The 21,756-nt window shown below is 60.5% G+C and carries 21 protein-coding genes and 1 pseudogene; 11 read left to right on the top strand and 11 right to left on the bottom strand.

The window, feature by feature from the left end; translation table 11 throughout:
* Positions 1-206 precede the first annotated feature (206 nt).
* The 5 genes from wecB to hslU are packed head-to-tail and all read left to right on the top strand — an operon-like array spanning position 207 to position 5,381.
* On the top strand, positions 207-1,322 hold the full coding sequence (gene wecB / locus FG91_RS11470) for a non-hydrolyzing UDP-N-acetylglucosamine 2-epimerase (RefSeq protein ID WP_037515055.1): 1,116 nt from the start codon (positions 207-209) through the stop codon (positions 1,320-1,322).
* A complete protein-coding gene (gene wecC / locus FG91_RS11465) occupies positions 1,312-2,607 on the top strand; it encodes a UDP-N-acetyl-D-mannosamine dehydrogenase (protein ID WP_037515444.1) in 1,296 nt (431 codons plus the stop codon). The genes wecB and wecC overlap by 11 nt, the downstream gene beginning before the upstream one ends.
* Before the next feature lie 45 nt (positions 2,608-2,652).
* Complete coding sequence (locus FG91_RS11460; protein ID WP_052187523.1) at positions 2,653-3,459, top strand: class I mannose-6-phosphate isomerase; 807 nt, start codon at positions 2,653-2,655, stop codon at positions 3,457-3,459.
* Between the two features lie 49 nt (positions 3,460-3,508).
* Entirely contained in the window at positions 3,509-4,075 is a 567-nt protein-coding gene (hslV, locus tag FG91_RS11455) for an ATP-dependent protease subunit HslV (RefSeq protein WP_037515052.1), read from the top strand.
* A gap of 4 nt (positions 4,076-4,079) precedes the next feature.
* Entirely contained in the window at positions 4,080-5,381 is a 1,302-nt protein-coding gene (gene hslU / locus FG91_RS11450) for an ATP-dependent protease ATPase subunit HslU (RefSeq protein WP_037515050.1), read from the top strand.
* 311 nt (positions 5,382-5,692) lie between these two features.
* Here hslU and FG91_RS22035 read toward each other — a convergent pair whose 3' ends face one another.
* The 8 genes from FG91_RS22035 to FG91_RS21770 form a co-directional block, all read right to left on the bottom strand.
* Positions 5,693-5,845, bottom strand: coding sequence for a hypothetical protein (locus FG91_RS22035; RefSeq protein WP_161785657.1), 153 nt, complete (start codon positions 5,843-5,845; stop codon positions 5,693-5,695).
* Positions 5,846-6,123: 278 nt separating this feature from the next.
* Positions 6,124-6,654 carry an MbcA/ParS/Xre antitoxin family protein gene (locus FG91_RS11445; RefSeq protein ID WP_052187522.1) on the bottom strand — a complete coding sequence of 177 codons (531 nt, stop codon included), beginning with the start codon at positions 6,652-6,654 and terminating at the stop codon, positions 6,124-6,126.
* A 4-nt stretch (positions 6,655-6,658) separates the two neighbouring features.
* Entirely contained in the window at positions 6,659-6,964 is a 306-nt protein-coding gene (locus FG91_RS11440) for a hypothetical protein (RefSeq protein WP_152568094.1), read from the bottom strand.
* A gap of 47 nt (positions 6,965-7,011) precedes the next feature.
* A complete protein-coding gene (locus FG91_RS11435) occupies positions 7,012-7,428 on the bottom strand; it encodes a hypothetical protein (RefSeq protein ID WP_152568093.1) in 417 nt (138 codons plus the stop codon).
* A gap of 184 nt (positions 7,429-7,612) precedes the next feature.
* Complete coding sequence (locus FG91_RS21020; RefSeq protein ID WP_052187521.1) at positions 7,613-8,230, bottom strand: hypothetical protein; 618 nt, start codon at positions 8,228-8,230, stop codon at positions 7,613-7,615.
* Positions 8,221-8,820, bottom strand: a complete 600-nt coding sequence (locus FG91_RS11425; protein WP_037515047.1) for a hypothetical protein — start codon at positions 8,818-8,820, stop codon at positions 8,221-8,223. Before FG91_RS11425 ends, FG91_RS21020 begins: the two co-directional genes overlap by 10 nt.
* A 416-nt stretch (positions 8,821-9,236) precedes the next feature.
* Complete coding sequence (locus FG91_RS11420; RefSeq protein WP_037515439.1) at positions 9,237-10,166, bottom strand: nucleotidyltransferase and HEPN domain-containing protein; 930 nt, start codon at positions 10,164-10,166, stop codon at positions 9,237-9,239.
* A 52-nt stretch (positions 10,167-10,218) separates the two neighbouring features.
* The gene (locus tag FG91_RS21770) at positions 10,219-10,467 is read right to left on the bottom strand and encodes a hypothetical protein (RefSeq protein WP_152568092.1); all 249 of its coding nucleotides are present in this window, start codon (positions 10,465-10,467) and stop codon (positions 10,219-10,221) included.
* Positions 10,468-11,757: 1,290 nt separating this feature from the next.
* Here FG91_RS21770 and FG91_RS21450 point away from each other — a divergent pair.
* The 6 genes and pseudogenes from FG91_RS21450 to FG91_RS22540 all read left to right on the top strand — a co-directional run.
* On the top strand, positions 11,758-12,372 hold the full coding sequence (locus tag FG91_RS21450) for a GntR family transcriptional regulator (protein WP_161785656.1): 615 nt from the start codon (positions 11,758-11,760) through the stop codon (positions 12,370-12,372).
* A gap of 39 nt (positions 12,373-12,411) precedes the next feature.
* On the top strand, positions 12,412-12,792 hold the full coding sequence (locus FG91_RS21765; RefSeq protein ID WP_152568091.1) for a hypothetical protein: 381 nt from the start codon (positions 12,412-12,414) through the stop codon (positions 12,790-12,792).
* Positions 12,793-12,883: 91 nt separating this feature from the next.
* Positions 12,884-13,285: a sigma-70 family RNA polymerase sigma factor gene (locus FG91_RS21445; RefSeq protein ID WP_235212015.1), complete on the top strand. Its 402-nt coding sequence runs from the start codon at positions 12,884-12,886 to the stop codon at positions 13,283-13,285.
* Positions 13,278-14,294: a FecR family protein gene (locus tag FG91_RS11400; protein WP_037515042.1), complete on the top strand. Its 1,017-nt coding sequence runs from the start codon at positions 13,278-13,280 to the stop codon at positions 14,292-14,294. Before FG91_RS21445 ends, FG91_RS11400 begins: the two co-directional genes overlap by 8 nt.
* 92 nt (positions 14,295-14,386) lie before the next feature.
* Positions 14,387-16,927: a TonB-dependent receptor gene (locus FG91_RS11395; protein WP_081940545.1), complete on the top strand. Its 2,541-nt coding sequence runs from the start codon at positions 14,387-14,389 to the stop codon at positions 16,925-16,927.
* 10 nt (positions 16,928-16,937) lie between these two features.
* Positions 16,938-18,998: pseudogene (locus tag FG91_RS22540) on the top strand (alpha/beta hydrolase family protein); the annotation flags it as partial.
* Between the two features lie 121 nt (positions 18,999-19,119).
* On the opposite strand, the gene FG91_RS21440 reads toward FG91_RS22540, so the two are convergent.
* Genes FG91_RS21440 through FG91_RS22030 form a run of 3 tightly spaced genes read right to left on the bottom strand, consistent with a single transcriptional unit; the run spans position 19,120 to position 21,695 of the window.
* Positions 19,120-20,847 carry an asparagine synthase-related protein gene (locus tag FG91_RS21440; RefSeq protein ID WP_037515040.1) on the bottom strand — a complete coding sequence of 576 codons (1,728 nt, stop codon included), beginning with the start codon at positions 20,845-20,847 and terminating at the stop codon, positions 19,120-19,122.
* Complete coding sequence (locus tag FG91_RS11380) at positions 20,847-21,497, bottom strand: lasso peptide biosynthesis B2 protein (protein WP_037515039.1); 651 nt, start codon at positions 21,495-21,497, stop codon at positions 20,847-20,849. The genes FG91_RS21440 and FG91_RS11380 overlap by 1 nt, the downstream gene beginning before the upstream one ends.
* 57 nt (positions 21,498-21,554) lie before the next feature.
* Entirely contained in the window at positions 21,555-21,695 is a 141-nt protein-coding gene (locus FG91_RS22030; protein ID WP_161785655.1) for a hypothetical protein, read from the bottom strand.
* Positions 21,696-21,756 lie beyond the last annotated feature (61 nt).

The raw sequence follows: 21,756 nt of genomic DNA, 5'->3' as shown, positions 1-21,756 counted from the left end.
GCGCGCAATCGCGTCCCCCTAACCTCTCTCGACATAAGTGGCAATATGCGGGTTCATCACACGAACGTGGCGAGACGCTACTTGCTGGGCCTTTCGTCGAGGATTGCCACGATTTAATGGCGTTGCAAGCTTTGTCGCCTAATGTTCGCCGACGACAGGACCCCATTGAACGACCGGGAACGAACTTTCGGTCAGGAGAGACATATATGAAAGTGATGACCGTGTTCGGAACGCGTCCGGAGGCGATCAAGATGTTCCCGGTTGTTCATGCCCTGCGCGAACAGGCGGGACTTGACGCATATGTTTGCGTGACCGCCCAGCATCGCGAGATGCTCGATCAGGTTCTTCATATCGCGCGCATCTCGCCCGACCTCGACCTTGACGTCATGCAGACCAATCAAACGCTCGATGGCCTGCTGGCGCGGCTCGTCGTTCGGCTTGGCGAAACGTTCGACACCGAAAAGCCCGACCGCGTCCTCGTTCACGGCGACACGTTGACGACGATGGCTGCGACGCTTGCCGCTTATTTCCGCAAGATCCCGGTCGGCCATGTCGAGGCCGGGCTGCGGAGTGGCAACATCTATCACCCTTGGCCCGAAGAGGTGAATCGCAAGGTCGCCGGCGCGGTCGCCGACCTGCATTTCGCGCCAACCGAAACCGCGGCCGCGGCGCTTCGCGGCGAAAATGTGCCGGCCGACCGGATCCATATCACCGGCAACACCGTCATCGACGCGCTGCTCGCGACGAGGGCGCGGATCGACGAGGAACCGGCGCTTGCCGCCGGGCTCGACCCACTTCTCGCGCGCTTTGCCGGCAAAAGGATCATCGCCGTCACCTCGCATCGGCGCGAGAATTTCGGTGACGGGATGAAGGCCATCGCGGAGGCGATCGCGGCTATCGCAGCGCGCAGCAATGTCGCTGTGGTCTTTCCGGTCCATCCCAACCCGCGTGTTCGCAGCGCGATGGAGCCGATCCTCGGCGGCCTAGACAATGTCGCGCTGATTGATCCGCTCGATTATCCGCATTTCGTCCGCCTGCTCGCGACCTCCGAACTCGTGCTGACCGACAGCGGCGGTGTGCAGGAGGAAGCGCCGTCGCTCGGGAAACCCGTGCTCGTGATGCGCGAGACGACCGAGCGGCCCGAAGGGATCGAAGCCGGCACCGCGCGGCTTGTCGGAACCGACAAAGCGCGTATTGTTTCCGAAATTTTCAAGCTTTTGGACGACAAGGACGCCTATTCGGCCATGGCCCGTGCCCATAATCCCTTCGGTGACGGCACGGCGGCAAAACAGATTGCGGAGATTGTTGCGCGTGCCCATTGATAGCGAACAGAAGGTCACCGTCCTCGGGCTTGGTTATATCGGCCTGCCCACCGCCGCGCTGATCGCACGCTCGGGTTGCAAAGTCACCGGCGTCGACGTCAGCCAGCATGTCGTCGACACGGTCAACAGCGGCAAGGTGCATATCGAGGAAGTCGATCTCGACGGCCTCGTCCAGGGTGTCGTGTCGCGCGGAACGCTTGTCGCCTCGACCGACGTCGCCCCCGCCGACACCTTTGTCATCGCGGTGCCGACCCCGCATGACGAAGAGCACCGCCCTGACATTACGCATGTCCTCTCGGCCGCACGCGCGATCGCGCCGAAACTCGAGACGGGCAATCTGGTCATCCTCGAATCGACCTCGCCCGTGGGCACGACCGAAAAGGTCGCCGCGCTGCTCGCCGAGCTTCGCCCCGACCTCAAGGTTCCGGGCGCCTGCACCGGTGCGGCGGACATCTTCGTCGCCTACTGCCCCGAGCGTGTGCTTCCGGGGCGCATCCTCGTCGAGCTCGTCGATAACGACCGCTGCATCGGCGGCATCACGCCGCGCTGCGCGCGCCGCGCGATGACCTTTTACCGCCAGTTCGTCCGCGGCGCGTGTGTCACCACCTCGGCGCGCGCCGCCGAAATGGTGAAGCTGGTCGAAAACAGCTATCGCGACGTCAATATCGCCTTCGCCAACGAGCTGTCGATGATGGCCGAGCATATGGGCGTCGATGTGTGGGAGGTGATCCGCCTCGCCAACCGCCACCCACGCGTCAACATTCTCCAGCCGGGGCCCGGTGTCGGCGGCCATTGTATCGCGGTCGATCCCTGGTTCCTCGTCCATGGCGCACCCGATCACAGCCGCCTGATCCGTACGGCACGCGAGGTCAATCTCGCCAAGACCGCGCACGTCATCGGCGCCACCGAAATGCTCGTATCGCAACATCCCAAGGCGCGCGTCGCCTGCCTGGGCCTCGCGTTCAAGCCCAATATCGACGACTTCCGCGAAAGCCCGGCGGTCGAGGTCGCCGCCGCGCTTGCACGCCGGTTCGGCAAGCAGATCGAGATCGTCGAGCCCTATGCGCGCGGCCTGCCAATGGAGTTCACGGGCACCGGCGCCGAGCTGATCGATCTCGACAGCGCGCTCGCCGGGTGTGACGTGCTGATCGTCCTCGTCGACCACGACCTGTTCAAATCGATCCCGATCGAGGAACGCGGCGACAAGATCGTCTATGACACGCGCGGCCTGTGGCTCGACCAGCCGAACGGCGGCAACGGCAATCGCTTGCATCGGGCCGCCTGACGCAGCGCGCTTGACGCTCCGCCGGCGGCTACGCATTTTGGCGCTATGCTGACGCGCCTCGAAACCATCGTCGTCGAAAAGCCCTGGGGACGCACCGATATTCCGGCGGCGTTCGGCGATTTCGGCGGGCGCCGGATCGGCGAGATCTGGTTTTCGAATCCCGCCGGCGACGATGCGCCGGTCATGGTCAAATTCCTCTTTACCTCGGAACGGCTGTCGATCCAGGTCCATCCGGACGACGAAGCGGCGCAAGCCGTGGGTTTTCCCTGCGGCAAGGAAGAATGCTGGCTGATCCTCGACGCCGAACCGGGTGCCCAGCTGGGCGTCGGCCTGACGGCTGAAACGACGCGTGAAACGCTACACGATGCGGCGCTCGACGGATCGATCGTCGACATGATCGACTGGCGGCCGTCGAAACCGCTCGATTTCGTTTATAATCGTGCGGGCACGATCCATGCGATCGGCGGCGGGCTGACCATCGTCGAGGTGCAGCAGAATGTCGACTGCACCTATCGCCTTTATGATTATGGCCGCCCGCGCGAGCTGCATCTCGATGAGGGGCTGAAAGTCGCGCATCCCGGCCCGGTCCACGATCCGCGTGACACAATTGTCGATCCCGGCACGAACCGCATGCTCGTCAGCGGGCCATATTTCCGTCTCGCACAGCTCGCCGCACCGGTTGATGCGGCCGTGCTCGAACAGGCGACCGGCGAACTGACGTTCGTTCCACTCTCGGCCGGATGCCGCGTCGCGGGCGAAAGCGTCGCGCTCGGCGAAGCGGTGCTCCTCTCCGATCCGTCGACGATCGAGATCGACGACGGCGCCCGCGCGCTACTGACATGGTCCGCCTGACGCCGCCCTCCCCTTGCGGCCCCGCTCGCTATCTCCCATATCGCGGCGTATGACCAATCCCCATGCGCAAAGTGCCGCACCCTGGCACGGAACAACCATCCTTTCCGCCCGCAGCGCCGACAAGGTCGTCATCATCGGCGACGGTCAGGTCTCGATGGGCCAGACAGTGATGAAGCCTAACGCCCGCAAGGTCCGCCGCCTCCACGACGGCAGCGTCATCGGCGGCTTCGCCGGCGCGACCGCCGACGCCTTCACCCTCTTCGAACGGCTCGAAGCCAAGCTCGAACGCCACAACGGCCAGCTGCTCCGCGCCGCGGTCGAGCTCGCCAAGGACTGGCGCACTGACAAATATCTGCGCAACCTCGAGGCAATGATGATCGTCGCCGACAAGGAAGTGACACTTGTCATCACCGGCAACGGCGACGTGCTCGAACCCAAGGGCGGCATCGCGGCGATCGGATCGGGCGGCAATTTCGCGCTCTCGGCGGCGCGCGCGCTCGTCGACTATGAAAAGGATCCGGCGGTGCTGGTGAAGAAGGCGATGGAGGTCGCCGCCGATATCTGCGTCTACACCAACGACCAGTTCACCCAAGAAACCATCGAAATCCAGGCATAATCACATGAACAAGGATCTGACCCCGAAGGCGATTGTCGCCGCCCTCGATACGCATATCATCGGCCAGGACGCCGCGAAGCGCGCGGTCGCCGTCGCGCTGCGCAACCGCTGGCGCCGCCAGCAATTGTCGGCTGACCTGCGCGACGAGGTGAGCCCCAAGAATATCCTGATGATCGGCCCCACGGGCTGCGGCAAGACCGAGATTTCGCGCCGCCTCGCGAAGCTCGCCGACGCGCCGTTCATCAAGGTCGAGGCGACCAAATTCACCGAGGTCGGTTATGTCGGCCGCGACGTCGAACAGATCGCACGCGACCTGGTCGAGGAAGCGGTGCGGCTCGAGAAGGATCGCCGCCGCGAGGCGGTGCGCGCCGCCGCCGAAGAGGCCGCGATGGAACGGCTGCTCGACGCACTCACCGGCAAGGGCGCCAGCGAGACGACGCGCCAGAGCTTTCGCCAGCGCATCCGCGAAGGCCATCTCGACGATAGCGAGGTCGAGATCGAGGTTGCCGACGCCCCGGGCATGCCGTTCGAACTGCCCGGACAGCCGGGACAGATGAGCATGATCAACCTGTCGGACATGCTCGGCAAGGCCATGGGCGGCGCGCCCAAGAAGCGCCGCAAGCTGAAGGTGATCGAAGCCGCGACCCGCCTCATCGAAGAAGAGCAGGACAAGCGCCTCGATCAGGACGATGTCGCGCGGATCGCGCTCGCCGACGCCGAGGCGAATGGCATCGTCTTCCTCGACGAGATCGACAAGATCGCGGTCAGCGATGTGCGCGGCGGTTCGGTGAGCCGTGAGGGCGTCCAGCGCGACCTGCTGCCGCTGATCGAGGGAACGACCGTCGCGACCAAATATGGCCCGATGAAGACCGACCATATCCTCTTCATCGCCTCAGGCGCCTTTCATGTCGCCAAGCCGAGCGACCTGCTCCCCGAACTGCAGGGCCGCCTGCCGATCCGCGTCGAGCTCGGCGCGCTGACCGAGGAGGATTTCGTACGCATCCTCAGCGAGACCAAGGCCGGGCTGCCCGAACAATATGTGGCGCTGCTCGGCACCGAAGGCGTGACGCTGAACTTCACTCCCGAGGCAATCGCGCGCGTCGCGAAGCTCGCGGCCGAGGTCAACGAGAAGGTCGAGAATATCGGCGCGCGCCGCTTGCAGACGATCATGGAGCGGCTGGTCGAAGAAATCAGCTTCACCGCCGAAGACGTCGGCGGCACGACGCTCGAGATCGACGCCGCCTACGTTGAACGCCAGCTTTCGGAGATCGTGGGCGACACCGACCTCAGCAAATATGTGCTTTGATCGGGTGTCGCTAGGACGCTTGTGGCTGAGCGGCCCCGGCAGACGAGACCATCGCGCTCGTGCGGCAATATCCGGCTGACCAGCTGGTTGTCGATCGAACGGATGATCCGTGGTTCAAACGAAGATCGACTCCGCCAGAGGGGCCCCCACTCGTTTGAGCTTGCACCGCAGCGCTGGGTCGCTAGCGCAGCGGGGTCGAGCGGTAATTACAGCGATTCAATGAGCATCCGGTGAAAATCAGATCGCGTCCGAGGTCCTTCCCGGTGCGCCTAAACGTATCACTGGCATACGCTTATAACGGCCCTACTCGATCAGCGTTTCGGATCGGCAAGTTCACGTTGCTCCCCATCCTTCGTCGGCGGTGTTGCCGGTGGACGAACGATAAAGGGAACGCCCAGCTTCTCGGCGATCTTGCGAAGAGATTTATATGCTGTCTTTCGGCGGTTCGGCGGGATTTTTGCCATTTGAATCTTCACGTTTATTAGATGAGGAGGATTCTCGCTCCACTAGCCAATTGTTGATTTGAACATGATATCGGGCTGGACATGGAGCCCGTGCGTGACGCCATTTATTACGAACAGCTGGCCCGCGTCGCCCGTCTGAAAGCGAGCGCGACCGAAGATTCGTTTTCGGCTGTCCGGCTTCGCGAGGCTGCAATCAGGCATGAACGGATGGTGCGAAAACTTCGTCGCGATTCAGCATGATGCGGTCAGGGGACGAGGGGAGTATAGCGGATGCCCCCTCAATCCTCCGTGCCATCGAATATGATCTCGCTATCGTCATAGGGCGGCCTATCGCGCTCATCCCAAACCGGGGGCATGAAGAGTCCGCCACAGGCAGCATCCAAGAAGCGGCGTACGGTGAGAAGAGCGTCCTGCGTGCCGCTGGCAATGACTTCGATCGGAGACGCGCCACCGAAAACGCGGGCTTTATGAGGCCCCCTGAGCCATTCAACACCTTTATCGTCGTCGGCGAAGAGAATTCTAAGCCCTTTGTAAATGCCGAGGATCGCTGAAATCCGCATCAGGACATCGCCGCTCAGCGTGATGTCGCGGTGCTCGCGAGCTTTCTTGACCCAAGCCCGATAGGTCGATCGAGCCGGGTAGCCGAGGATCAGCCGGCGCTGTTCGTCGGTCAGTCCCCAAAGAGCGGCAATTGCAAGGAAGGTCCGCAGTCCAGGACCGCTCAGCCGGCGCCGGTTTGCCGGCACGAACCGTGCGACAGCAGCCTTCGCCGCGGAGCCAGAGCGCGGGGAGCCGGGGCGCTTTTTCATAGCCTCACACCTCCGGTATGGGTGACTCGGTTCCGGCATCAGACCCGCCGGAACTTTCCTTGGGTGGCGGTACGGCAATCAGCAGCGCGTCACGAATGAGCGCCAGTGCGCCCGCGCGGCGGTCATGATCGCGTAGCAGGACTTCTTTATCGATCGCCGGTACGCCTTCAGGTTCGTAACCCTCCTGCTGAACGCGAACCTCGTAGCTCGATATGCGGCCGCCTGCGATATTCCCGGCCGTGATCTCGCCGATCTTGTACTTCCGCTCCTCACGGCCCCAAGGCCAGATCTCGATATTTACCACCAGCATAGCTTCTTCCTTTTCATATTCGTCGGTGCGACCCCACCTTTCGCGGGTCAGAGCCACTCTGAGCTCAGGGCGTCGAAGTCGGCCGCCCGCTCCAGGCCGTGCTTGGTCAGTTTGAATGCGGGTTTGCTTGCGTCCTGATCGGGCACGAAATGGAGCGCGCGTTGGATCAGGCAGGGCCGATACTCCCAGAACCAGACGGGAACGAGGCCGTCGATCCCGATGTCGACCAGCACTCGCTTCTCGCCGGCGCTCGGGCGTGCGACGCGGACCAGCAGGGCGTCGCAGCGCGACAAGCACATGATGTCTTCAGCGACATGGTGATCGCCAGCGGTCGAGGGTTTGGTGGGGACGATGAGCAGATCGGCGTCGGCAGCGATCAGATAATGCGCGCATTGCACGGGCAGGATCGGCGGCTTCTCGTCGAGATCGAGTTCGGCGACCTGGATGATGGCGAGCGCCGCCATCAGCGTTTCCATTTCTTCGGCCCGCTCGGTCGCGGTGGGGTATTTTGACATGTACAATCCATTCGTTGGCAGCGCTGGCTGGGCAGCGGCTGCTTTCCTTCATTCGCTCCAGCCACAGCTGGACCTTCTTCTTTCGAGGCACTTTGCGACGTCAGTCGCCGCGCGCTGGCAAGGGGGCGCCTCGTCAGAAGCCGTCGGCGCCGCGTCCCTGCCGCGCCTGCCATTCGGCCCACTCTGCGGCGAAGATCGCCTTGCCGGGATCTGCCGCCAGCGGCCGGACAAAGTCGGTGAAGCCGTAGCTTTTGAGCTCTCTGGCAAGCGCCATCAGATGGATGTGCGGTGGGTTGGTCGAGCCGATCTGGACCGGGAGGTGGAAGGCGGCGATGACGGCGAGACTGCGCTCACGGCAAAGGCGCTCGCGCGCAAATGCACGTACGTCTTCCCAGATGGCATGGAGCCGGTCGGCATCGGGAAAGCGGATCGTCATCATGACGAGCAGATCCTTCAACCCTTCACAGGCTTGCTCCTCATACTTCTCGCACAGGCGTTTGGGATCGAGGCAATCGTCGTGCGCCATCGGTGGAAGCAGGACGTCCCAGCGGTAGCAGGTAGGTTCCCATGGCGCGGCGACATCGGCCTTGCGCCCCGGCGAGAGACGCCGGAGCACGGAAGCAGGAGCGGTCTGGATCGCTCCCTTTCCAATCCGGCGTCGGACGACGCCGAAAACGAGATTGGGATCGCTGCCGCCCTCTACGGGCACAAAATCGAGGCCGTCTGGCGCAGGTCGCTTTTTCATCTCCATGACCAGCCTCCATGCAAATGGGCATTGAGATGCGCGCTGGCGCGCTCGACGCCGGCCGTCCGATCCCAGTCGTCGGCGTAAGGCGCGTGCTCGGTCAGGAAGAGCCCGTGAGGCAGCAATCGGACCGAGGGGCCGGCGCCAGAGGGCACCAGCCAGCTGTCGCCTGCGAGGCCACGGAACAGCCGATAGTCTTGAAACCATCGGAGATCGCCGTCGTCGGGTGGGACGAGATCGATCGTCACATCGGTCGCGGCCTGACCCTGCGAATGCCGCAGCAGCACGACAGGATGCCGGGTTGCGATGGCCTCGGCTTCCATCTCGCTGCGGAACAGCGGCGCAGCGCAGGCCGTTGCCCGCACGATGACGGCGGGCGTCTCGATGAACAGGTTGTCGGCCAGAAGGCCCGCCATGTTTAGCACATCCTGGCTCGCGCGGCTGTGCATCAACGATGCCAGATAGCGCATCAACTTCATGTCGGCGCGCGTCGCGGTCGGTAGCGGGACGCTGCCTTTGATCACAAGGTCGAGCATGGTCAGGCGCGGCTCGATTACGAGATCGATTGCGCCGTTCGGTGGATAGAAGTTCGTCATTGGGCTTACTCGTTTTGAACGAGCCCTTGTGCCGGGGCTCGCGGCAGCCCTGGCGTCAGATGTTTTTCATCCTTCTCGCAGGGCCAGCCTGCGCCTTCTTTTCTGTTTGAGCTTCGGTGCGTGAACGCGCCGCATTATTGTCCTAGGTCGTGGCAATATCTAGGTCGCCGATCAGTCGCGGCGACACGCCACTTTTGCACGTGTCAGGCTTGGAATAGACGCGGCATGATATCCGTAACCCTATTCCTCGCGTCGATCATCCCATCGGGCCAGTCAGATGACTGCACGCCGGCCGCCATTCGGGACGGCGACGGTCTAAATTTCGCGCGCGGTCGTAGGCGGGGAATGCCCGCGTAGGGGCGAACCTTCGACTGAAAGGCCACTGGCCAACTCGCAGCAAGAGAGCACTCAACCTGCTACTTTGACGTAGGCACCCTTGCTTCCAGCTCCGAAATTCGGTCGAGGCAAACCGCGTGCACGGCCTGCCCCAATGCATCGACATTTTCGTTAAGTCGAAACAATTCTTCTTGGCTGATACGGTAGTGCTTCGAATAGCGGGCCTTCACGTAGGCCTCTTTCAGCTTTTCAAACAGCGCACGATCTTCACGCCGCTCTCGAGGCCAAGCGTCAACCAGCCGCATATCAATCCGTTCAGCCTGCGTGCGAAGGAAAGCGAGGTTGTGGACGTGCGGGGTGTAGAAGGTGCATACCAAAAGCACGCAATGGTAAAGACGTTCGGCTGCTTGATGAGTAAGAAACGCGGCGTCTTTTTGCCTCCCTTGCTGGCGACTAAAGGTTGCAGTTTCCAGTATGCCTGATGCGGCAGGCATCCATTCCCCGAAATACTCCTTCGCCATTGCCAGCGCCTGTTCGGGCGTCTTGGGCTTTGGAGTATGCAGTTCCTTGTCATCGTAGCTGTAGAGCGCGATGCCATCCTTCGCGACGTCCATGAAAAAATATCGCCCGTGCGCGAGACCGTCGTTCACCTCTTGCAGCGTATGCACGATAAAATTCACCGGCGTGTGCAGGCTCTTGTCGATCGCAAGTTCGCGGATGAGCCGGTCATCTAGTTTCAGCCAATAATCGACGCGTTCCGTCAGGCGTTTATCGTTGACTATGATGAGCAAATCGAAGTCGGACAGATATCCTTTGGCGGTATGCGGCTCATCGACCCAACCGCCCCTAGCGTAGCTGCCATAGAGGATGATCTTTTCGATCCGCCCTTTCTTCTTCCACTGCTTTTGGGCGAGCGCCAGTGCATCCTCGAATTCCTCGAAAATGATCTGGACAACGCGCTCTAATTCACGCTGCTTATTCGCAGGAAGATGGTCCAGGTCGGTACGCATGATGTGCTTCACCCTGTCCGGCTGGCCACTGATTGGCAAGCGCCAAACGCGCTTAGTGCCGCCAAAACCGCCACCAGCGCGGCGGCTCAGGCTCAAGGATATCGGCGACTATCTCAAGCCCGCGACCCAGCGCCGCTTCCACTTCAGGAATGCTGATTGAATGTAGATTCGCAAGTTCTATGAAGGTCGCCTCTTCAACGAAATGTCCCAGAAATATCTTACGGTCGCGCGGTGCCATCTGCCGCAGCCCCCGCGCCAACTTGCGAATTAGCCGGCGGTTTTTCAGTGCGAGGCAGATCATTTTTTACGTTCCGGCAGTCGCCCGTAGAGGCCCATTACGGGTCAATGTCGCTGCCCGCATTCATGAAGCGGACGACATCGAAGGCATCGGCGGACGGCGTCCGCTGGCTCCTTCCCTCTTTCACATTTGCAAATCTGCTGCAGCGATCTCTGATATCCTCCCCTTCCCTTTCACTGGTCTCCCACTGGTCGCGCATTCGTCAGATGCGCCCCAGCAGAGTTGGTTTGGCGCAATGGTCAAGAGTTTGGGTAACACGCCAAAACACCACTCCAGCCGTATCGGCGAAGAAGCAGCAATATCGACCGGACCTCCAACCCGTCTGCCCGGAATTTCATCTCATGTGCGAAGCCGCAGCAAATGGCGCAGGAATCGTGGATGAACTTGTCGGCGTTGAACATCACTTCGCCCGCCCGGTCAGTGCCATCGGGGCGACAGCTCTCGCCGCGAATAGCCGTGCCAGTGCCGTCGAACGCGAGCCGGCGCTCGTACAATATGGCGCCTCAGTGAGTGTAGCGCGACAGATTGGCGTGCGTAGCCGCGACCGACGCGCTTGAGGAAAACGGCGACTTCGGCCGATTCCTGAAACGCAAGCCTGGCTGGCGGGTCGAGATCGGATCGGTTTGGTTGCGCCTCGCGAAGAGCTAGTCATGAGCTGAGCTGCTATTGCGACGCTCACCCCCGCACCACCATTGGGGCAGCTGCAGCAGCAACTTCAAAAGCTGCTTTGCGGGCATCGCTCTCTTCCACACCGCGCTTCGATGCCCCGCAGAGCCGAGAAGCGCAGAAAAACTTCCACAAAGATCTTGGCTTTCCGTCCGTCACGATAAAATGAAGCCCCTCAAAAGATCTTGAACTATCTTCTAAATTAATATCATTTTCTTCAAATATCCTGAAGCCGTGAACAAGCTAGTTAAAAGTATCAAACTATCCTTAAACATCCACAAGCTACCATTTTCAATATTCTCATCGCGTAATGTTGACTTTTTCTCCGACTCGACATACACAAAATGTGCGGCACCTTGCCGATTCGGCCTAGATTAGACATAAGTCGACGGAGAGATGGAGTTTTTAAGAGCGTGATGGAGGATCTGTTCTAAATGACCGATCGCAAGACACAGGAACCGATAAAGGGCGAGTTGGAGCTTCACCGTTCGTCAATCTCGCTCTTCGCCAGAGATCTGATTCATCAGGGTAGCAGGTCGGCCGAATGCCGCGTGACCATCGATGCCGTGCGCCAAGGTTGCGGACAAATGCTCCGTGAATTGGCGCAAGTCAGATTGCACTAGCCCCATGCCCACCGCACGCGTTCGCGAAGCCGTTTACCGCGCAATCAAGCGGCTTCTTTTGGATGGAGAAAGGCCGTGTGGCTCGCGTCTGGAAGCGAGGCAAATTGCCCAGAGGCTATCAGTCACCGTCATACCAGTTCGGGAAGTTTTTCATCAACTGGCAGCGGAAGAGATGATCTCGTACGTCCCCGACCAAGGCTTCTTCGTTCCAACAATAGATGAATTAAGACTGAGACATATATTTGAACATTATCGAAACCTTCTTCTCATCCCAATCATTTGCTCTTCAACAGATTCGCCTGCGATTTTAGAGGATGGGTCTTATCCGGACCAAGCCGCAGGTTTATTCCTGCAACTGGCAAGCCGATCTGGCAATCGTGAGCTGGTCGCGGAAATCTCAAAGAGAAACGATCGCCTCCATCCAATTCGCCGTTTCGATCCCCATATTTTTAATGACACTGCATTGGACCTAGAAGACATTGTAGCCGCAGCGAACGATGACCCAAGCGGCACCAAATTGCGAAGCGCTATCGAACGATATTTCCACCGACGCATTGCTGCGGTACAGCAATATATTCGGCTGATGACATTGCCTACGGACCGACCAAGCTCGCCGTGATCTCGGCAAGACTGCCGAATTTCATGTCGGGAGAAATTGATGTATCTATACACCTTCCCCCGCAGCGTTTTGCTTGCCAATCTTCACAGTCATCGGCATGACGCCGTGGCGCAGCGTGCAAAATGGCAGCCGCCGCGTGGAAGTGCCGTCACGCATTATAAACGCCTGTCCCTGCCGGACGGGTGGCCCGACCATGAAATTGCCACAGCGCAATTTAACGGCGGGAAAGCGATGAACGACGTGCGTGCGGGTGACAGCCTGCGTGCTCGTACTGCCATTCTAGATAAATCCTTTGGCATTTTCTTCATTCAAACGCCGCCGTCTTACGCGCGCACTCCTGCCTGCCACGCCGGACCCTACCGAAGAGGTGGAAAAGCCGGTCAACTTGTCAACGGCCGCCCGAGCTCCGAACGAGGTTAACTGCACATTGGACAGAGCCTATCGCGATGGCGGCGCCGTCTTGCTACGGTACCTTGGCCGACACGTTGGTCCAGAAGCAGCGCCTGATTTGATGCAGGAAGTGTTCTTGCGTGCCGTCGGCAGCGAACAGCGGCATCGCCTCGCAAACCCGGCTGCCTTCCTCCAGCGCATTGCCCGAAACCTGCTGATAAATCGCGCAGTCAGTAGCCGGCGTAATAGGATCGTCCTTCTTCCCCTCGAGGATGGACATGATCTTGCCAGTCCGCCGGAGCAAGAACTTGAAATGGAAGCTGCCGATCTCCTCCGGCTCTATGAGCGCGCCGTTACAGATCTCAGCGAGAAGACGAGACGCGTTTTTGTGATGCACCGCGTCGAGGAACTTAGCTATCGCGAGATTCATCAGCGTCTAGGTATCAGCATCGCAACGGTTGAATATCATATGATGAAAGCGCTGGCACATATCGCACAAGTGGTGGACCCGCTCGATGAATGACAATGACATCGCGAAATCTGGGAGCAATGACCTCCGCAAAGATGATGCTCTTGCATGGAGCATAAGGATGCGCGGCGAGGTGACCGAACAGCTTCAGGAGCAATTCGAGCAATGGCTGGCGGCATCACCCCGCCACAAGCAGGCCTATGATCGCTATTCTCGCGTGATCACCCAAGCCGAGATACTCAAATCTTCCGGGCTAACCGGCGAGGCAAACACCACAAAACTCGTCACGCGCCCACAGAGACGCTGGATCATGGTTGGCGCGGCCGCTGCGGCAATTTTCGTGTTTACGATCACAATCAGCGCCGGGGGAACACCAATCCCGGGTTCGGACGTCGATTTATCTGCCCACGCTGCGGAACCACTGGCGACCAAACGCGGCGAAATTCGCAGTTTCCAACTCGAGGATGGATCAACGGCAACGCTCGATTCCGACACAAGGATTGAGGTATCGATATCCCCAGGAACAAGGTATGTGCGCGTGGCACAAGGCCGGGCTCGGGTGAGGGTTGTCAATAACGCCCGTCCTTTCCGCCTCGCGGCTGGTCAAGGCGTCGTGACGACGAACGACGGCGTCGTCGACGTGATGATAAACGACGACCGGCAGGTCCTGGTGGAATTGATCAGCGGGAAAGCCGATCTTGCCTCGGCGTCGCGCACGGCCTCCGCAGCCGCAGCGCCGCAATCGCTCCGAATCCGCACGGCGCTCCAATACAGGGCTGACGATCAGCACGCCCGTTCCACTGCTCGGCCCCGCGCCAATTCGTCGGCGGAGTGGCCGTCCGGTTGGGCAGAGCATCGTTCAATCCCGCTGGATCAGCTCGTTTTAGAAGCCAACAGGTACGCATCTGTTCCAATTATTGTGGCAGATCCAAAGCTTGCCAAGCGAAATGCAGCAGGGCGTTTCAAGATCAGTGACACGGAGATGTTCCTGAAACGGATCGCGGATCTGTTTGATCTGAAGATTCATCGTCGTCCGGACGGCATATACCTCCGCAGCCAATAAAATATCACGGGCCGCCTAAGGTCGGCCTCTCCATACTTGTCGAAGCATTCCCGATAGCCCTGCGCGCGGCGCAGGCAATTCGGGGAGGCTTTATGAAGATTTGGAAATCACGCACGGTACCGGCGCTACTGGCCGGCGCAATCATGGTGTTGTCACCGCTGGAGTTGGCCGCTCAGGAAACCGAGCGCTACATGTTCGACATTCCGGCACAGGACTTGGGCGATGCGTTGAGAACGGTCGCGGCAACGGCCGACTGGGAACTCTATGCCGCAGCGGAAGAGGTAAACGGCGTTTCCGTATCTCCGCTGCGCGGAATCTTTACGGCCAAAGAGGCAATTGAAAGGCTGCTGCAAGGGACATCGCTGGTAGCCCGGTTCGACAATGGGTCGGTGGTGATTAGGGTGCGACCGAGGTCCGGTGCGCCCGCGGACCAGGCCTCCGAGGAAGCCATTGTGGTAACGGGAACGCGCATTGAGGGCGCTCCTCCGGCCGCCCCCGTCATCACGATCACGAACCAAGACATCAAGAACGCCGGCTTGGCTGATCTTGGCGAAGTGGCCCGCAGTCTTCCCCAGAATTTCGGAGGTGGCCAGAACCCGGGAATCGGCTCGGCCCAAGGCACGCAAAACGAAAATGCGAACGTCAACGGCGCGTCGACCTTCAACCTTCGCGGCATCGGTCCCAACGCTACCCTCACCCTGCTGAACGGCAACCGCTTCGCCTATAGCGGGACGAACAGCGTGATCGACGTGAGCGCGATCCCTGTCGCCGCAGTCGAGCGCATCGAGATCGTCACCGACGGCGCATCAGCGATTTATGGTGCCGACGCCGTCGCGGGCGTGGTCAATATCCTCCTGCGCAAGGACTATGAAGGGCTCACGACGACTGCGCGGATTGGCGGCTCGACCGATGGCGGTAATTTCCAACAGCAGTTTAGCGTGCTTGGCGGAACCAAATGGTCGACCGGCGGCATCCTTGCAGTTTATGACTATTTCGACAACAGCGCGATCCGCGCCAGCGATCGCAGTTTTTCGTCAAGCAGCAACCCCGCCTCTACTTTCTATCCCGATCTGAAGCGCCATAGCGTGCTCCTGAGCGCCCACCAGCAGTTCGCCCCGGGCGTGCGCCTCAAGGCAGACATCATCTACAAGCGCGGCGACATGACGTCGGTGCGCGGCCTGTTCGTCGATCGGCCGATCGAAACCCGCGGGACCCGGGTTGTAAATGAGTTCGAGACATTCGGCATCGCCCCGACACTCGAGATCGAGTTCGGTGGTGACTGGAAAACGCGCCTGACGGGGTTCTACGGCACAGACAAGACCTACGGCGTTACCGACAATTTCACCAATGGCGTTGCCGCCAAGCTGATCCGGATCTTCGACAATCGCAATATCGCGATCGAGGCAGGCGCGGAGGGCCCGCTGTTCGCCCTGCCCGCGGGCGATGTCCGGCTAGCAGCGGGCGGAGGTTGGCGTCAGAATCGCATTCACGGCGAATTTTCCGGGCGCAACATCACGCCGGCGCGAGAGAATAAATTCGCTTACGGCGAATTGTTCGTTCCACTGGCAAGTCCGGATCAGAACCTCGGCTTCGCCTATCGCGCCTCCTTCACCGCAGCTTTGCGCTGGGAGGATTATTCGGACTCGGGCAGCATTGTGACGCCGAAGTTGGGGCTGGTCTATTCACCCGTGCCCGAGTTCAGTCTCGGTGTCTCCTGGGGCCGGTCCTTCAAGATGCCGACGCTCATCCAGCAGTATACCGGATACTCGGCAAGCCTCGTGCCGGTCACTGGTTATGGCACGCAGTTTCCGGCAGGCTCGACCTTCGTTTACATCGGCGGCCCCAATCCGGAGGTCGGTCCTGAACGCTCGGAGAATATGACGCTAAGCGCCACGTTCCGCCCGTCCTCACGCCTCGAAATCGTAACGAGCCTTTTCAATATCGACTATCGAGATCGGGTCGCACCGCCGCTGAGATCGGTGCTAGGAGTCCTTACCGACCCGCTCTACTCGCAGCTCGTGACCTTCAACCCGACCGCGGCCGAACTCAACGCCGCGATCGCGGGCGCCGCTGGCCCGCTGGCGAACGGCACGACCGGCCCCTACGATCCGGCAAATGTCGTTGCTCTTCTGGACGGGCGCGACCGCAATATCGCCGAGCAGAGATATCGCGGTGCCGATCTCGCAATCCGCTATCGCGTTCACCTGAGCGTGGGCCGATCACTGACCCTCAGCGCCGGAGCGACTTGGCTAGACAGCCAACAGCGTCTGCTTCCCGATCTGCCGATCACTGACCTCGCGGGGAATATCTTCAACCCGCCGCATTTTCGCGCGCGAGGCGGCGCGACTTATGACGGCGACCAGTTTACGGTCGCGGCCTTCTCGAGTTTCACGGGCGGTGTGACGGACCGACGCCGCGCAGTACCGATTCAGATTTCTCCGGTTGCGACCATCGATCTCACCGGCCGCATCAAGATCGCGGGCGTTGCCGACGTCACGGTTAGTGCCCTCAACATATTGAATGCGAAGCCGGAGCAAATACTCGTGGCGGCGCCGAACGACACGCCCTTCGATTCGACGAATTATTCGGCCATCGGGCGTTTTCTTGCCTTGACGATCAGCCGTGATTGGTGAGGTCAAGGCCATGCTGAACCGCCACAAGACCGGTCTGTTCGCCGCGGCGTTCCTTGCCGCCGTGGCCCTCTCCCCTGCCTCCCCGGCGGGGGAGAGAAAGGGCCGACCCTGGACGTTTGAGGATATCCTGCTGGTACCAGAGGTAAACGAACTCGCGCTTTCAGCGGACGGCCGCTTTGCGATTTACGCTGCAGAAGCCGCCGACGCGGAAGCGAAGCGTACACGGGCGCAGATCCGGATCGTCGATATAGATGCGAGGACGCAGCGAAATATTGCGAGCGCCGACATCGCGAGATCGTTCGAGAATATTCCGGGGACTGGAGACTGGAGCGCACTTCTCGATATCGGCGAAGGGCTTCAGCTTTACCGGATCTCGGCCGCTGGCAAGATAAGTCCGGAGATCAAGAACCCCGAGTTGGTCTCAGTCGGCAAGGCGGATCTCTCCGTAGCTATGGGTGGCGGAGCTCCGCCGCTCGAGATTGGAATCTTGGCTTACGACTGGTCCCCTGACGGACAATCGCTCTGGTATTCGCAGCTAAAGGCAAAGTCTGGTCCACCTCCTGTCCGCTTCGACGAGGGAGTGACCCGTCTGCGCAGCCGCAGGCGATCGTCAATTGAGGCAGAAGTCGATTTTTTCCTGCGCGCGCCGGACGGAAGCATCGACAGGATCATCACCCGTCCGACCAGCGATCGAATGGCGATGCACGCAGGTGGCAAGGTTATTTGGCGCGGTGACGAAATTCTTTTCAGAACCGAGGCGCCCGATGGCTCGCCCGGCAGCGTTTTCGAGACGCGCGCATGGAACCGCAGGCAGAAGATCATCCGCATCGTATCGAACGAGCGTGACGCGCGCACTCTGGCGATGCTTAGGGGACCGCGGGGTGGCACACTTTCCGCCACGGGCATCGGACCAGCTCTCGACCTTGTGGAAAATGGCTCTGGCAAGCGGCGCCACCGCTATGGCCAATTCCCTTTCGCTATCAGCGACAGCAATTACGCGTCCAGTCGCGATGGGCGGAAGGCAATCGTCGGCACGCGCAACCTGGAGACATCACGTTATGGCCTCGTGCTGGTGGAAAGAACCGGCGTGCGCGAAATCACTGGCACCGGCAGCCTCACCAAGTGCAGTTTCGATGATCCGCTCAGTGTTGCGATCTGCGTCGAGGAAAGCGTGTCGACGCCGCCAAGACTTGTTCGTGTCGACCTTGCCCGCGGCGCCGTCGAGCCCATTGTGACGGTGTCGCCTCGCCATGAGGAGATCATGCCGCTCCAGGCGCGCGCCAGAACTTGGATCAATCGCAACGGCTACAAGGCTTCGGGGTATATCCTCTACCCGCGAGACTTTCGTCCCGGCACACGTTATCCTGCGATCGTAATCACGCACGGCTTTGACGCCGACGAGCGCTTCGCCAAGGCAGAAAACCAGTGGAACTATCCTGCTCAACTCTTTGCGGAGCGCGGCTATGTAGTGCTGTTGATCAACGATCCGTTGCCCTATCAATCCTCGGATCTGCGCGCGGCCTACAGCGCTTGGTCCCGAGGTAATGGCCCCCCAGATCCGGAGACCGTGCGACAGCTCATCTGGATTGAGGGCGTCCATAGCCTCGTGGACGCCGTGAACGACGTTGCGGCCGAGGGCCTCGTCGACCCTGCCCGCGTCGGCATCGCGGGCTACAGCCGCGGTGCGCAAATGGTCAATGTCGCGGTCACACAGACCAAAATCTTCAATGCCGCGTCGAGCGGCGATGGCGGCTTCCTAGAGCCTTCCGGCTACGCCGGATGGCCGGCGAGCTACGACCCCGTCTATGGCGGGTCCCCGATGAGCGAGCATTGGGAACAATATCGCCGCTTCGCTCCCTCCCTCAACGCCACGAAAGTCTGCACACCGGTCTTGCAGCAGGTCGCGGCCGCCTCCCCGTCGCAGGCCGAACTGTTCGATGCTCTCCGGGCAGCAAAAGTACCGACCCAGCTAACCTACTATCCTGGCGCCAGCCCGGCATCCGACGAGACGCACATTTTTCATATTCCGTCGAACCGGATGCTCGCCATGCGCGAAAATATAGCATGGTTCGACTATTGGCTGCTGGGCAAGCGCGATGCAGACGCCCCATTCCCGGAGCGCTTCGCAATGTGGGACCGCATGGCCGAGGATAGGAAGCCGAGGTGCGGCACCGCCGAGTCTGCATCTTCGCTCAACCGCCATTCCATCGCCGCGCCCAACTCTCCGCAGCGGCGAAGGCAAGAATGCGTTGCTCCCGCGCATTGCCCCGCCAGGAAACATCTTCAGGCTCGTCCAGGATGGATATATCGATGATGCCTGCGGCGGCCAGGACTCCGCCGCTAAGCATTTCGTGAAGGCGATCGCGGTGCGTGCGATAGATGGAGAGATTGAACTCAGTCGGACCTCCTTTTTGTCGTCGCTCAATGATCGTTTTTGGAAGCCGGTTCGAGAAGGCGGCGCGGGCGACGGCGCGGTCGCGTCCGTCGGCTATCCAGTGCCAAGTCGGAATCGAGAGGCACAGTTCGACGATCGGCTGGGAGAGCAGAGGCGCGATATGCGGCGGTGCACTTCGACGCGGATAAAGCTCGAGGCTTTTTTGCGCGCGCATCAGGAACGCGACATGAACCGTCTTCCCGGGTAGCGCGTCTTCGGGCGGCAAGAGCCAGGGATGAGAGAAGCCCTGCGCCTCGGTCCGCGCCAAAACCTCCCCTTCAAGGCCAAGCTCGTTGTAGAGGGGCAAATGTACCCCGCCCGAGCGCCTGTGCCGCGTCCAAGCATGCCTGAAAACCGAAAGGAAGTCTGCGCCGGTGAGATCAGATATGTTCCGAATTGTTTTGCCGAGAGCAATACTTGGTCCTTCGGACAGGAAACGATCGAGCAGCGGAACGGCGCTGCGAATGCTGCAAAATATTCCGTCGCCGCCGTTGCCGGAAAAATGAGCATCGATAGGTATTTCAGACTGCAATCGCCGATGGACGGCGCCGACTGCCTGTTTGAATATCGGAGATATTGGCCACGGGTGGTGGGGCGTGACAGCACGCTCAACGTCGATATCAGCAAGGTCGAGCGGCGCATCGCGTAGGCGGATTCCGAGCGAACTAGCGACGGCGTGCGCATAAGGGCGCTCATCACCAACAATGCCTGGACTGACAAGCGTTAGGGCCGTCAGTCTTTCCGATCGCGGAGTCGCCGCTACGGCAACGATCGACGAATCCAGCCCCCCAGACGCCCCCAGTAAGATCGAAGGAAAACAGCTCGACCAAGAGCCGATACAATCCGCAATCGTCTGGCGAAGGTGGCTCGCTTCTTCCTCGACGGACATTTTTCTGGGAGCCACATGGTCCCACGGTGACCACCATGGCTCGATCATCGCGCCCAGCCGGTCGACAATGAGACACTCTCCTGCAATCAGTTCCTCGACGCCGAAAAGACAGGTCTTCCGGCCGCGAGCATCTCCTGAGGCCAAGATGCGACCGATTTCTTCAAAGTCGATTCTGCCCGGCCCGGGTACCGCTAGGTCGGTGATATCGCCAGCCAGCGCCGTCTCCACCCCCGCGCGCCGGATATAGCAAGGCAATAGACCGGACGGGTCCCGCAGCACGTAAAGCGCGCCGCCCTGCGTGACATGGACGAAAATATAACCGCCCCAATAGCCGGTAAGCAGGGCTCGTCCACTGGAAGCAGCGAGCGCGCTCCCGTCTGCCCCTGCCCCTGCCCCTTCGTGCACGCGCACGCTCGGCGGTCCCTTTCGGAACAAGTATCCCAAGACCACGGTCCTGGCGTCGATCGCGATCATCGGCTCATTCGACCAAAGCATCACATTTGCGACCGTGAAGTCAGGAGGGCGCCCAAAGATGCTCTGACCCTCCGAAGGCTTCCCGGATTCGGCGTTGAAGTCGATGTAGAAACCGCCAGTCATCAGACAGCAAATATTGGCTGGTAGCGACGGATGATATCGAGCGTATCGGAAAGAACTACGTCGTCGGCCTGCACCCAGCAATGCGCCGAAAACGGCATCGTTACCCCGAACACGAGTCTCGCGTCGCAGCCTCCCTGCGCTAACAGACGTTTCATCGCGATTCCACGCACGAGGCATTGGTCCGCCGCCGGGACAAGCCGCCGACTGAGGAGAAAGGCCGCGGCGACATTCTGACTGACGCGATCATAGCAACGAGTGTTTCGGGGACGCCCTCGCTCCAGTTGCGCCACGATATCGAGAATGCCGACCCGACGAAGCTCGGCGCGCACACGGCGCTGCATCCAGATTACTCGCAAGATGTGCGCCGCAGACGCCGTGCCGGGCGGGAAATCAACCACGCTGGCGGTAGGAAGCGTGAAGGTGGGTGGCGCCGACAAATCTTCGGCTGGGACCGGCCCGATCAGACCGGCGGTAAGAAGCTGTGAGAGCGCATGGTCGCTTGGCGCTCCGCTCAAATAGCTTTCGAAGGCAAGGTGAAAATGGGGTGGAAGGAGAAAATAGCGATCGGCCGGCAAATCGAAGAATATGTGATCGCCACCGATCCTACAATCGTGAAGGCCTGGGCGCAGGGAAGGTGACATGATCGACATTTGGCGCGATAACGACTGCGGTCGGCGTGCCCCCGTCCGGCGGCACGCCGATCGCTTTCAATCGTCGGTGCTGATCGCGCCGACGAGGCCGTAATGATCGCCATCTTCGAAATCGGGCTCGCCGAGTTGCTTGATGCCGCGCGTCTCGACGCTGATGGCACCGAGATCAATCATTTCGTCATTATCCAAGTTTTTCACGGTATTCTCCTTTCAGTATGCGACCAATTCGAGTCGCAACCGAAAGATATTCTTCGGAAAA

Source organism: Sphingopyxis sp. LC81 (assembly GCF_000756375.1).
In the GTDB taxonomy this organism is placed as follows: domain Bacteria; phylum Pseudomonadota; class Alphaproteobacteria; order Sphingomonadales; family Sphingomonadaceae; genus Sphingopyxis.
This window is presented reverse-complemented; position numbering and strand designations above follow the sequence as displayed.